We start from the raw sequence: 12,887 nt of genomic DNA, 5'->3' as shown, positions 1-12,887 counted from the left end.
GCGATTCGAGGTGAGCCACATGACACAGAAGTACGACAAGGAATTCAAACTTCATGCAGTGCAATTGGCTTTGGAGAGTGGGAAAACGACGAGCCAAGTAGCTCGGGAGCTAGGCGTATCACAAAAGACGTTGTATGGCTGGATGTCGAAATATAAGGAGGATCCGTCCGCCCCGTTTGTTGGGAGTGGGAACCTCAGGTCAGAAGCTCAGACAATTCGTGACTTAGAGCGAGAGCTACGCGATCTTCGAGAGGAGAATGCAATCCTAAAAAAGCTATGTGCATCTTCACCAACGACCGGAAGTAAGGTATAAATTCATCCACAGACACCGCTCCAAATTTTCGGTTGAGAAGATGTGCAAAGTGTTGGGTGTATCTCGGAGCGGGTATTATGCCTGGCGTGAACGACCTGAGAGTAAGCGAGCCAAACGTCGGAAGCGAATAACGAAGCGGATTCATCAGATATTCGTGAAATCCCGTCGTCTTTATGGCAGTCCTAAAATCACGCAGATCCTGCGCCAGGAAGGCGAGCGTGTGGCGCAGAAGACCGTGGCCAAAATCATGCGAGAGAATCAACTGAGGAGCCGTACCGTTCGCAAGTACAAGGCGACCACGTATTCGAACCACGATTATCCGGTACAGGAGAATGTACTGAATCAAACGTTTGTAGCAGAGCGACCCAACCAGGTGTACATGGCAGACATCACCTACATCCCAACGGACGAAGGATGGGTCTACCTGGCTAGCCTAATGGACCTTTATAGCCGTAAGATTGTGGGCTGGCGTGCGGGAGCACGGATGACGAAAGAGCTGTGCATCAGGGCACTGGAGCAGGCATACGAACGCCAAGACCCAACAGAAACCGTGCTGCATCATTCGGATCGTGGGAGCCAATATGCCTCTCATGACTATCAGGACAAGCTGCGAGAATACAAGATGGTCGGTAGCATGAGTCGCAAAGGTAACTGTTTTGATAATGCGTGCATCGAGTCGTTTCACAGCATTATCAAGCGAGAGCTCGTCTATCTGGAAAAGTTCAAAACGAGGGAACAGGCAATCCGGCGGATCTTCGAATACATCGAGGTCTGGTATAACCGGGAACGAGTTCACTCATCAATCGGTTTTCTAACACCGGTTGAAATCGAAAGAAGATATTTCCACGCTATAAGAGCTGCAGCAAGCTGAACGATAACAGGCATCATATCAGAATATTAAAACTTATAATTTCTCTGTTTTGGGGTGTCCATTCTATTGACTTAATACCATGCCCCATTGGTGACCAAAAACACGTCTTTTTGAAGTGCGAAGGTGTCACAAGACAGGTTTGATGACGGGACGCAGTGGGTGAATGTTGTAAATGGTGCGTAGCTGTTTCGTATCCATGGAAACGTTGGATACTTCGACTGGGACTGGAACGGCACATTGTCATTCAGTTTCCAGTCAACCAACTAGCAAAAGTCGGTATCACGTCAATCGAACCGTCCTCGAAACGATGTGTACCAATTGCATCCAGTATTCGATCAAATGCAGTCACGATGTCGAGTTCCCAAAAGTCAGGCACCCATCCCTCGGGTTCGTCCACAATATATTCGGTGACATTTGGGAACCAAAGCACCCTGCACAGTTGACCATCTCGCACAATCTGGAGTGAAGCGGTCAAATATCCATACTTCACCCTGCTCTCAATTATGTTCCCCGTGTTATCAACATAGTCCCTGCACTCCGCGTGCCACTCGTCATTGGCACCCAGTCCTGCATATGCTAACGCATAGTCAATTGTTATCATTTTCTGCTATCTTTTACTCTTTTTCTTCTCGAATGCGGCTTGGGACCGACAAAATGTATGCGCATTAGAGTGGCCATTGGAATTTTCGGGAATCGGTTCCGATTATAGAGATACCACGCTTAAATGGCTATAGTCCGCAGTTTCATTTTGCAGGAAAAAGCAGTGTTCAGTTATGCACGAAAAGTGCATACTCATGCACTTTCGAGTGATATGTTTATGTCAGTATTGGGCAGTATAGCGACATAAGCCCCTATAACTTTCCAAGTCAGGTCTGCTTGACACGACACCTAATGGTGACCTAATATAAAACCGTCACTAAATGGTGTCCAATTAGTATTGGTTCATTTGGACAACCTGAATAAGTTTCACTTGAAAGATTTTTAGGAGGGGGTGCCGTGAGCGAGAACAACCAGCTGCGGGATGTGTTTGACGCGATTGCAGACCCCACTAGGCGTCGACTGATTCGCCTGTTAGCAGAGTCTGCGGAGATGCCGCTTCATGAATTAACAGTTCATTTTCAAATGGGACGAACGGCGGTTTCAAAGCATTTGGCAATACTTAAAGATGCCGGTCTCGTAACTGCCCGAAAAGTCGGCAGAGAAACGCGGTATCGGCTAAACCCCACTCCGTTGAAACAAATTCAAGACTGGGTGGCTTTCTACAGCAAGTTCTGGAGTACGAATATGTTGCGCTTGAACCAACTATTAGAGGAGGAAGAAGAATGAGTTCAACATTATCCTTGGATTTTCAGTACAGGACATCGATTGAGAAGCTTTGGTCCGCCTTGACCGATTCCGACAAGCTTGCCAAGTGGGTCATGGAAAATGATTTTAAGCCCGTCGTAGGACACCGTTTTCAGTTTCGCATGCAGCCGATCGAAGGGTGGAATGGCATTATTGACTGCGAAGTGCTAATCGTGGACGCACCACACCGGTTGTCCTACACCTGGGTCAGCATGGGGGAGAACAACACAGTCACCTGGACGCTGCAGGATTTAGGGGACGGAAAGGTTAACCTTCATCTCGAACAAACCGGCATCTCAAATGATCAAGCACTCCAAGGCGCTAAGTATGGCTGGACTAACATGTGCGGACAGCTTGAAAAGCTGTTGGAACAATGAGCGAATCTAATCAGGAGTATATCGTGGTCTCGGGCGCAAGGGAAAACAATCCGTCCGCACCTTTCTGCCGCGTATTCCGCAACCGGTGCAGACGCGATCGAAAATCTTAGCATGGCTGTTATTGTGGATCAGAAGAGGCTGGTCGGTGGTTCCCATTCCACGTTGGGCACGATGACCGATATCTCGCCTCTTCTCTCCGCCTTCTCTCTCCCGAGTAGGTCAGCCTTATGTCGGACCAGCAAACATGTTTTCTTTATAACGATCCACAAGGCATGTGTCCAGAGTGCAACGGGACCGGTTGCAGCATGTGCGTCGACATGAGTAAGGCACTGGACAAGTGAAAGTCGTTGAATGAAGGGGCAATCATGCTGCCGGGGTATACGGTGAACAGCATGGATTGGAACATGCTCGTGCAGTCGGGTCCCTTCGATCCCTACAAGAGGCTGAGTGATTATTCGGAGGAAGAACTGGAACAACTGCTTTCAGGAAGCAGCGACAGCAAGAAATGTGGATTCCTGTTGTTAGAAAATAAAGAGATAAAAGGAGCCGTGGAAATGTCCTATATCGTTGATTTTAAAAATGTGTCTACGGTTGGTTTAGAGTCTTCACCTGTAGCAGAAGCGCTTGCTGGTTTACGTGCTAATGAAGCCCGTTACTTTATGAACAAATACAAGCATGAATTTACGGTTGTACCAGCTGGCGAAAGCCGGGAGACACTTGATTATGTAAACCGAATTTTGAAAGAAGAACGTGATATTGAGTTTGCGGCCAAACCTTTAGAAACATCGCGTTTTCAAGTGGAAAATATCAAATGGGCCTACGTCTTTTATGAGGATGGTCTTGAGGTCAACGTCATGTATACGGTTGATGACCCTAAGAAGCGGGCCGTTGGTTTTAAGCTTTCTGAGGGGATGGAGGTACCAAAGGAATTAGAAGGGAAGTTTAAGTTTGCTAGACAGAAGTCTAAACTAGCTGGAACAATTCGGGGCTAATTTTTTGTAATTAAGGGAGAATATTAAAGTAAGCAAGAGCGCAAATTGGAGGAATCGAACCAAACAGGGCTTCCCCATCGTTATCCCGTCGGAACGGCATGTTCTGCCAGTTCCATTTTTCCATAGGCGTCATTGCTCGGTGGCTTTCAAATTAAGATCCCTAGTACAAATGTTAGAAGGCATCATATTGGACAAACGTGGGCAGATGTCCCATAAGGCAATGCTCTTGAATTCTGCATGAAAATACGGCGTAAAACGGTTCGCTTTATGGGACATCGGGCAGCATTCCTGTAATGAAAGTTCTTGAGGATTGAATAGAGAACAACCCCCTGATAGTGTTTTGATTGGCCAATCGCAACACAAAAATCAGGAGGTTGTACAGCAGTGAGTATAACGCAAAACACGAAGATTCGTCGTGTCACAGATTCCACCTTGGTTGTCGGTGCAGACATTGCTAAGAAAGTGCATGTCGCTCGTGCCAGCGATGTACGTGGCATCGAGCTTGGCAAGCCATTGTCTTTTGACAACAGTCGCCAAGGATTCGAAAAACTTTTGAGCTGGATAGAAGCACTGAAATCCGACCACGGATACGACAACGTGATTTTAGGTGTTGAGCCGACAGGGCACTACTGGATGAACCTCGCTCAATTTCTTCGCCATAATGGCATCTACGTGGTTCTTGTAAACCCGATGCACGTGAAGAAGAGCAAAGAATTGGATGACAATAGTCCAACGAAGAATGACCGTAAAGACGCCCGAGCCATTTCGCAATTGGTGAGAGATGGACGCTACTCCGTACCCAACATTCCCGAGGGTATCTACGCAGAATTGCGCGTGGGAATGAATCAAAGAGGGCGTTTGATCGAAGATCTGAAGCGAGTGCAGGGGCGGGTCCATAATTGGTTGGATCGATTCTTTCCAGAGTTCACGAGTGTGTTTAAAGACTGGGAAGGTAAAGCAGCATTGGTGTGTTTGCACGAATTTCCGCTCCCGATGGACGTTGCTGAAGAGACGGAGTTAGAAATCTTCCGCCGATGGCGTGAAAACGGAATTAAGCGTGGAGTCGGCGTCAGTCGCGCGCGACAGTTCATAAAGGCTGCTGACGCTTCGATTGGAATCACTGAAGGATTACAGATGGCACGCCAAGAGATTCAGATTTTGCTTGATCAATACGATTTACTGCACACGCAACTGGAACATTTAATAGCTGAAATTGAACAGCTAATGAGTCAGATTCCTGAAGCCGAGCAGATGATGAGTGTACCAGGTGTTGGACTCATCACCGCCGCAGGTTTCATTGCTGAAATTGGGGATATCTCTTCCTACCAGCACCCTAGACAGATTCAAAAATTAGCAGGATTGAATCTGAAGGAGAACAGTTCAGGGAATCACAAAGGTAGAACGACGATTAGTAAAAGAGGTCGACCCAAGTTAAGGGCGTTGCTATTCCGATGTGTGATCCCACTGATTGCGAAGAATGCTGAGTTTCAGGGGCTTCACCAATACTATACACAAAGATCACAGAACCCACTGAAGCGAGTTCAGTCTGTGGTAGCTCTGTGTTGTAAGTTGATTCGAGTCTTATTCGTGTTGTGGAAAAGACAAATACCGTATGATCCGAAACAAATGCTCGATTCTGTCCAAGCAGAACGCTTACAGAATGTAGCTTAATGATTTAGTACAATTCCGTCATATAGCATCATGTGAACATACAAACGAAGCGCGGAGCAGTCGGCACCAAACATAACTTGAGGGCAACGACCCAGGCGGGCAGCACAGCCGACCTCCACCCTTCGACAGGCAGAACGATGGAATGAAAAGGGCCGAAATTAGGACCCCGTGAGGCATGAGAGGGTAGGCCGCGAAGGTAGACGTGGAGATCCAAAAGCGCGACCATAATTCACCAAAAGGGGTAACCCCCTTATTTGAGTACACCCTTGAGCCGAAAAAGCACATGAAATCACGGCATTCCGCTTGAAATGTGATATTTAGTGTACAAAGAAAACCGCTACATGACTGGGAAAATCTTAAATCATAGAGAGAGTTTAGTTCAACAGCAGCAAATCCCTTTCTGACTTGGGGAATTTCGCGACAACACGATAGTATGATTCTTGGAACATCACAATAATGACTTCATCGGGAACAGTTCCGTTTAGGATGACAGTATTCCAGTGCTGCTTATTCATATGGTACCCGGGAAACACAGATCCTCTATAGGTTTCGCGCTGCAACCATGCTTCGTCAGGCGATGTCTTTAAGTTGACACTTTCAACCCCATCCCGGTTGAACAGCAATGCAAACATTCTGTCTCGAACATAAAGCACCGGCAAATCCATAGTAAAAGGATATCGTAGACTTGTTCCCTTGTAGCTTAGTCCGAGTTCAATCAATTGCTGATGATTGATCAATACGCTCCCACCTAATACGCGCCTTTTGCGTTTCACGTTTATGCAGTCATCTTAGCAAAATTAGATCAACATGTGTGGAACGTGTTTCCAATGGCTGTATCGTTTCTTCCTCAGGTACGGGGGCGTTAGTTTTGTTCAATAAGAATTTACAAGGATTACACCCTTTGGATGTGGAATACATATCCATATGGGTGTTTTTAGTTAATTAGTGGCCCCTGAAAAAGTCCACGAATTGAATAAAGAAAAGGAATCGCAATGCCCGTTGGTGAAGTGGTTGTTGTCGAGACAATCACAGATCCACCCGAGGTGTGTGCGAATTCCTTTTGCTTGAGAGTTCGGCATCATGCCTCGGGAATCCTGTTAGGAGGCATGAGAAAATGCTACGAACTCACCAAAATCAAGTGACACTGTGGGACTCAATTCTCCCCGAATCTCTGCTTTCGCTACCTGCGGAACTTGAACGTATCGACCAGATTTTGAATGACGAGCGATTCATGTGGCCATTCCTGGAGAACTTTAATACCACCATGGGACGTCCGACTGTCCCCGTTCAGACCTATCTTCGACTCATGTATATCAAATTTCGTTATCAGCTGGGCTATGAAACACTCGTTCAGGAGGTCAGCGACAGTCTTCACTGGAGACGGTTCTGTCATATCGCCATTGACCAAAAGGTACCTGACGCAACCACACTCATCAAAGCTCGTAAGCGGTATGGTGAGGGCACGATTGAACATCTAAATGAATTGCTAGTCAGGAAACTCAGCGAAGAAAGAGTCATTCGTCATCGCAAGTTTCGTACAGACACCACGGTGGTGGAGTCGGATATCCATCACCCAACGGATGCAACGCTCTTACAGGACGGGGTACGTGCCATTACTCGGACGATAAACAAGATTCGTAAGGTGGCGTCCCACGCTACAGAAGGGTTTGTCGACCAAACTGACATCGTAAAACGAAAGGTGCTGTCTTTCGCGAAAGTGTTGCGCCGACGCATGAGCCGGTCCTGGGATGAAGTGAACAAAATTACGCAGGACGTAGTCGAGATTACGGAAAGTGTTCTGCAGCAGGCAGAATCAGTGATTGAAAAGCTACAGCGGTCAACGAAGCAGTCTGTGCAAAAGCAAAAGCACGGATTGCAATCTTTGGTGGATCAAACTGAGCGGAAACCGTATTATTCCAGACCGACTGATTAGCATCCATGACCCGATGGCTCGGCCAATTAAGAAAGGTAAGCTGGCCAAGAAGGTTGAGTTTGGATACAAGGTCCGGATTGACGAAACGGAGAGCGGATTTGTCACCGGTTACGCAGTCTACTCTGGAAATCCATCTGATGACGAGATGTTGATCCCTGCAGTGGAACACCACCAAGAGATATTTGGCTCCGCACCTCATGCAGTAGCAACCGACCGGGGATTCGGCAGCCGTAAAAACGAGCGGGTCTTGCAAGAGGAACTTGGGGTAAAACATGTCAGCACTCCGTTTCGAGGAAAGAAAAGTAAGAAACGGACAGAGCTGGAGCAGGAACCTTGGTACAAGGACTTACAGCGATTTAGAGCAGCAGGAGAAGCAAAGATTGGCCTCTTAAAACAGAAGTACGGACTCAACCGCAGCCGATTCCGTGGACATTCGGGCACGGCGGTGTGGGTTGGGTTCGGAATTCTAACCCACAACCTAAGAAGAGCAGCCCAGGTAAGCAAATAAGTTGGCACGTGGATACCAATCACCGATTCGTATTTAACGATTTACGTAAGAGAAGACGGGTTTCATTTTGCCTGCTATTCATCCCTTTATTCAACGCACGACCTGACTTGGCTCCGCCAACAGCGTGTTGCTGTTTGGTATTTGAACTTTGGATTGCAGCATTCGTACCACTTGCACTGTCGGTTCCAGCTCCGCTGGCCACCTGAGTAGCAGATGATATTTTCTTTCCTGTTTTGTTGATCTGATTGTTTATAACAATGGTAATTTCTTCATCATGTTGCCGGAAACGCTGTTTGTTGTGCGGCTCTGACTGAATACCTTTCATTCCGATGTTCTTGGCTCTTCCTTGGCCTCCTACGCTTTGTTGCTGAAGCGTATTTGATGAATCAATAGTGGCATTGCTGCCTGCAGCACTATTATGACCAGCCCCACTTGCGATTTGCGTTGTATTTGGTGCATCCGTGAATTGGTTATTAATAACAATCACAATTTTCTTCTTCGCAGACACAGCGGATTGAGAAGTCATGCGTTTTCCGTCTCTTTCAAGACTCACAGTTATTTTTTCCTGTCTCATCGCCATTTTAAGTCAATCCAATCCTTGAGTTTGTACATTCTATACCTTGTGGTGTAAAGGTGAATAAGACAGACGTCCTCCAAGGTGAGTCCAAATTATTTGCTTTAAACTGACTCGATGTCATGTCAAAAATCGTCGTCTTTTTGAAAGGGGGTATTACCCGAAGAACGGCATCACGGCTCGTCATGCATGGTTATGCAATTAGGGGCACGCAATGGATGTGTCGCACTTTATGGGCATGTGAAGGTCAAAGGGTGCTAAGAATCGATCGAGTTCAGCACAAAGTTTTCCAAACTAGGGGCTGCCGGGAACTCATAGGAATCTGAACGAGAGGAATACTATTCCTCGGAGGTGTACTATTCATGAGTGATTTGTTCCCGATATCTACATTTTGGCCCGTCGCAATTGGCTTTTTCGGACTTGGCACCAACTATTTTGTTCAAGGTGGAACTGCACTTTTTAATGGCCCAAACTGGTCAAAGGACAGCCGCCAACTCGATAAGACAGTAGCTCTGTGGGGCATCTTTTTCGGCGGTTTTATGCAGTTTATAACTGGTGCATACCTTATGGTTGGACTCAGCTGGTTTCCCGTTTACCGAAATGCTGCGCCCTTATATATGGCAGCAGTCGCTTTTACTTCGTACGGAGTTCACTGGATTATACTAGGATGGCGGAGATATGTGGGGGCGGAATCTGGACCTGAAGCCTGGATGGCCATTGGGATGCTGGTTCTGAGTGTATTAGGTCTTATCTCGTTTTGGAATAACGGCGATATTCCAGTGGGAATTTTGTTTATCGGACTTGCGTTGGTTTACATTAGCGAGATTGTAGCTCGCACAAGCGGTATCCACGGTCACAAGGCCGTTGGCCTGTTTATGTTTCTTACAGCGATTTGGCTGATGTACCTGACTATCGGTGTTACGCTTAATTTTGCAAATGGAATGCACTTTTGGGTTTGATTTTAACGGAACGTGTTCACCACGCATCATTCGTAATCCGTGTTGCGGAAGTAAACCGTGACCGTCAAGCTAGTAACCATATGCAGCACAGGAATTTAGTCCAAACGAAATAAGGGTTTGTCATATTCGGGTTCCTTCTTGAAATACCCTCTCGGTATTGGAACGTGGAAAAGTGGGATTTCTCCCAATAATCCACTGGAAAACGACGAAAAATGGATGACAGCATAGATGTTCCTTGAAGAAGGGTATAGCAAACAGAGCGATGACGATGGGATTTTCAAAAAGTCATCGCTGGAGATGGTATGATTGGGGTATTCTCAGGCTGGCAAGAGCATCGATCTCAGGTCTAGATTGCTCTCTTGGTACCAAGCATCCATGTGTTGGCACATGGTGATGCCGTAGATGCGGACTGTCCACATCATGGTGCTGCGATGCTTGGCAGCTTCGAGGCGGAAGTCCTCTTTTGCTCGCTTGTTGCTACGCTCGCAGGTGGTTCTGCGTTTGTAGACATTGGTCCATTGTTGCTGTTGCGAGCGACGGGTGGGAACAAGCGAGGATTATGTTTGGTATATGTGTGTACACATCTTCCGTAAGGTGAATCGGAACAGGGTGTATCACAGGTCACCACTCCTTTAACAACGAGCGGACAGTAGTATTTACGGCGTTCCGCGTGTATAGTCGTAGCCACGGTCCTTCATTTCCAGTCCCTTCTTACAGAACGGAACCCCAGTTGGGGAAAACGTGATGTCATCCTTGCGAACACCACCCTTACTTCCCGTACCTCGCAGGTTTAAATCAATGAATGGCTTAATCTGTCGTGAGTGAAGGTACTCGTAGATTGGCAATGCGTCATGTGCCGCGTCTAAAATCGCTTTGTCCCAGGTATATTCCCGAAAACGTTCAACGAACTCACGGGCACTGACCACCCAAGAGGTCGCGTCATGGCGAGAGGCTCGTTGAAGCCTAGGGTAAAGTGGCAGGTCGTAGGGGCTATCTGCAGCAACAAAAGTGTAAAGGTGATAACCGAAGAAGTTTTGTTTCGATAACTGTCCTAACCCATGTCACAATCGGGGTGGGAATAGATACGATAACACCTGCATGGTTCAATGCCGAGTTCACGACAGTTGCAAAGTCGTCGACTACGAACTTGAGTTGCTGTTTGAAGTGCCATTCCATCGCTAGCAATAGAAAGTGCGTGGATGTTACCTAACAAGCCTGACTTCTCAGAGATAGTAAGGCATTGATGTTGAAATAAAAACAGGTTCCCTCCAGAAGTATTGTCGCTCTTTGGAATTCTAGCCCACAACTTAAGAAAAGCAGCCCTCGTTGCACGATAAGAAACAAGGAGCATCAACAAAACGGTCACCTTTATTAACCTTAACATCCGATGAAAAACTTAAAGAACAGGAACGGAAATTAGCGGATGGCTTTCTCATGGGCTACTAATTAGCCAGTTGAATCCACTTGTAGAAGTTAATTCCATATTCGGTTACGAGAAGCCTGAAACGCACGCTGGATGATTCCTCTTAAGCTGTGTACATAAGCAAGAGTGGACTGGATAACTTATGGAAGTAAAGGACAAACGATTAACTTGATAAGGAGAAATTCTCTTGTCCACCTTAACTCATACGATCGTATCGCCCCGAGTGCAGGTAGCGCAAAAGACGCTCGGCCAGTATTTGCTTGATTGTTTGAAGCAGGAGGGTATTACGGAAATCTTCGGGCGTACCGGGCGATTATAACTTCAATCTGCTGGATACGGTTGAGAAATACGACGGTATACAATTTATCAGTGGGCGAAACGAGCTGAATTCCGCATATGCTGCTGCAGACGGTTACGTCCGTGTGAAAGGAACCGGGGCGCTGATCACAACTTTCGGCGTTGGAGAAGCCAGCGCCTGCAATGCGATTGCTGGTGCCCACAGCGAACGTGTGCCCTTATCCATATAGTGGGTTCTCCCAAATCGGTAGAGCAGAAAGCGCACAAGCTGTTGCACCATACACTCATGGTCGCGGAATATGACGTTTTTCGCAAAATGTATGAACCTATCACCGGCTGCACGGCGATTTTGACACCGGAAAACGCCGAGATGAAGATCCCGGAGGCAATCGGAATCGCTAAGCGGGTGAAAAAGCCGGTATACTTGGTAGTCGCCCCCGACCTCGTCATAAAACCAGTCGTGCGGCACAATGAACAAACTGCCGAGCTAGCTAAAACGAATGAACACTCGCTACGGGCAGTGATTGGCCATGTGCGGAAGTTGCTGGAACAGGCGCAAAACGTGGTCATTCTGGTAGATATGAAGACGCTCCGTTACGAGCTCCAAGCCTACGTCCAAAAGCTCGCGGAGCAAATGAACGTGCCTGCGGCATCGATGATGCAAGGCAAGAGCGCTTTTGATGAAACTTATCCCCATTATATCGGTATGTATAGCGGGGCTTTCGGTAGTGAGGAAGTACGTGGCATCGTTGAAGGGTCCGATTGCGTCATTACGGTTGGACTCGTATGGTCAGACAGCAACACGGGTATCCTTACCGCAAGGCTTAATCCTCTGAAAACGGTGGACATACAACCGAGCGCGGTTAAGGTAGGTGAAGCCACTTACACGAATATTATGGCGGAGGATATGCTGAACGCGCTGCAGACCATCGGGTATCGGCAGACGAAACCCGTCCCTAATGTAAGCTTTCCATACGATATCATTAGCGGCGAGCCGGAGCAGCCGATTACCGCTGTATCTTATTATCCCCACATCCAGCGGGATGCTGAAAGATAATGACATTGTTATCGTGGAAACGGGCACATTACTCTATGGAATGTCGCAAATCAGACTGCCTACGGGGGTGACATATATTGCTCAAGGGGGATGGCAGAGTATCGGCTACGCCACTCCAGCTGCGTTCGGGGCTTGTATTGCAGCGAAAAACCGACGCGTCCTGCTTTTTACCGGTGACGGCTCGCTGCAGTTCACGGTGCAGGAGATTAGCTCCGTGGTAGAAAACGGATGCATACCCGTCATTTTCATTCTCAACAACGGGGTCTATGCGATTGAAAAGTACTTGAATGTGAGGACTCAAAATCAGAAATACAACCAAGTTCCACACTGGAAGTATACGAAACTGGCCGACGTTTTCCGTGGCGAGACTTTCGCGGTGGAGGTGCGGACGAACCGGGAACTTGACGAAGCCATCAGCCAGGCACAGAACGCGAATAAGCTTTGCATGATTCAAATGATGATAAACGATCCGTTGGACGTGCCGGATTATCTTCACAAGATGCGCAGGTATCTGGAGGAGCGAGAGAAACAGCAGAGTTAACGGGTTGCGGTGTGCGTACCAAATCAA

10 protein-coding genes and 3 pseudogenes are annotated in these 12,887 nt (G+C 47.3%); 9 read left to right on the top strand and 4 right to left on the bottom strand.

Annotation, left to right across the window (positions count from 1 at the left end; genetic code table 11):
* The first annotated feature begins 19 nt into the window (after positions 1-19).
* Positions 20-1,184 (top strand): IS3 family transposase gene (locus NZD89_RS20465; protein ID WP_268004537.1). Its coding sequence is split into 2 segments (ribosomal slippage): positions 20-276 and positions 275-1,184, totalling 1,167 coding nucleotides; the frame shifts between segments, so codons are not numbered across the junction.
* 244 nt (positions 1,185-1,428) lie between these two features.
* Here the strand turns inward: NZD89_RS20465 and NZD89_RS20460 are convergent.
* Positions 1,429-1,785: a hypothetical protein gene (locus NZD89_RS20460; protein WP_268004555.1), complete on the bottom strand. Its 357-nt coding sequence runs from the start codon at positions 1,783-1,785 to the stop codon at positions 1,429-1,431.
* A 395-nt stretch (positions 1,786-2,180) separates the two neighbouring features.
* Between NZD89_RS20460 and NZD89_RS20455 the strand changes: the two genes are divergently transcribed.
* The 5 genes and pseudogenes from NZD89_RS20455 to NZD89_RS20435 all read left to right on the top strand — a co-directional run bounded on the left by NZD89_RS20455 (position 2,181) and on the right by NZD89_RS20435 (position 5,568).
* The gene (locus NZD89_RS20455; RefSeq protein WP_268004554.1) at positions 2,181-2,510 is read left to right on the top strand and encodes an ArsR/SmtB family transcription factor; all 330 of its coding nucleotides are present in this window, start codon (positions 2,181-2,183) and stop codon (positions 2,508-2,510) included.
* Entirely contained in the window at positions 2,507-2,905 is a 399-nt protein-coding gene (locus NZD89_RS20450; protein ID WP_268004553.1) for an SRPBCC family protein, read from the top strand. Before NZD89_RS20455 ends, NZD89_RS20450 begins: the two co-directional genes overlap by 4 nt.
* Positions 2,902-3,387: pseudogene (locus tag NZD89_RS20445) on the top strand (excinuclease ABC subunit UvrA); the annotation flags it as partial. The gene NZD89_RS20450 and the pseudogene NZD89_RS20445, both read left to right, overlap by 4 nt.
* A gap of 72 nt (positions 3,388-3,459) precedes the next feature.
* Positions 3,460-3,897, top strand: a complete 438-nt coding sequence (locus tag NZD89_RS20440; RefSeq protein WP_268008561.1) for a DUF8821 family protein — start codon at positions 3,460-3,462, stop codon at positions 3,895-3,897.
* Between the two features lie 384 nt (positions 3,898-4,281).
* Positions 4,282-5,568, top strand: coding sequence for an IS110 family RNA-guided transposase (locus NZD89_RS20435; protein WP_268004552.1), 1,287 nt, complete (start codon positions 4,282-4,284; stop codon positions 5,566-5,568).
* 374 nt (positions 5,569-5,942) lie between these two features.
* Here NZD89_RS20435 and NZD89_RS20430 read toward each other — a convergent pair whose 3' ends face one another.
* On the bottom strand, positions 5,943-6,305 hold the full coding sequence (locus NZD89_RS20430; protein ID WP_268004551.1) for an MmcQ/YjbR family DNA-binding protein: 363 nt from the start codon (positions 6,303-6,305) through the stop codon (positions 5,943-5,945).
* Between the two features lie 377 nt (positions 6,306-6,682).
* On the opposite strand from NZD89_RS20430, the pseudogene NZD89_RS20425 reads away from it, so the two are divergent.
* Positions 6,683-8,009, top strand: a pseudogene (locus NZD89_RS20425) (ISNCY family transposase).
* A gap of 19 nt (positions 8,010-8,028) precedes the next feature.
* Here NZD89_RS20425 and NZD89_RS20420 read toward each other — a convergent pair.
* Entirely contained in the window at positions 8,029-8,583 is a 555-nt protein-coding gene (locus tag NZD89_RS20420) for a hypothetical protein (RefSeq protein ID WP_268008560.1), read from the bottom strand.
* Between the two features lie 362 nt (positions 8,584-8,945).
* On the opposite strand from NZD89_RS20420, the gene NZD89_RS20415 reads away from it, so the two are divergent.
* Positions 8,946-9,542: a hypothetical protein gene (locus tag NZD89_RS20415; RefSeq protein WP_268004550.1), complete on the top strand. Its 597-nt coding sequence runs from the start codon at positions 8,946-8,948 to the stop codon at positions 9,540-9,542.
* A 656-nt stretch (positions 9,543-10,198) separates the two neighbouring features.
* Here the strand turns inward: NZD89_RS20415 and NZD89_RS20410 are convergent.
* Positions 10,199-10,468: a hypothetical protein gene (locus NZD89_RS20410; RefSeq protein WP_268004549.1), complete on the bottom strand. Its 270-nt coding sequence runs from the start codon at positions 10,466-10,468 to the stop codon at positions 10,199-10,201.
* 684 nt (positions 10,469-11,152) lie between these two features.
* Here NZD89_RS20410 and NZD89_RS20405 point away from each other — a divergent pair.
* Positions 11,153-12,860: pseudogene (locus NZD89_RS20405) on the top strand (alpha-keto acid decarboxylase family protein).
* Positions 12,861-12,887 lie beyond the last annotated feature (27 nt).

Origin of the sequence: Alicyclobacillus fastidiosus (genome assembly GCF_026651875.1) — a bacterium.
Classification (GTDB): domain Bacteria; phylum Bacillota; class Bacilli; order Alicyclobacillales; family Alicyclobacillaceae; genus Alicyclobacillus; species Alicyclobacillus fastidiosus.
Note: the sequence above shows the minus strand (reverse complement) of the source record. Positions and strands in the feature narration are given on the sequence as shown.

Coding starts and splice junctions, on each gene's coding strand:
- NZD89_RS20440 (WP_268008561.1), top strand. CDS start 3,460: ATGTCCTATATCGTTGATTTTAAAAATGTGTCTACGGTTGGTTTAGAG.
- NZD89_RS20415 (WP_268004550.1), top strand. CDS start 8,946: ATGAGTGATTTGTTCCCGATATCTACATTTTGGCCCGTCGCAATTGGC.
- NZD89_RS20460 (WP_268004555.1), bottom strand. CDS start 1,785: ATGATAACAATTGACTATGCGTTAGCATATGCAGGACTGGGTGCCAAT.
- NZD89_RS20450 (WP_268004553.1), top strand. CDS start 2,507: ATGAGTTCAACATTATCCTTGGATTTTCAGTACAGGACATCGATTGAG.
- NZD89_RS20420 (WP_268008560.1), bottom strand. CDS start 8,583: ATGAGACAGGAAAAAATAACTGTGAGTCTTGAAAGAGACGGAAAACGC.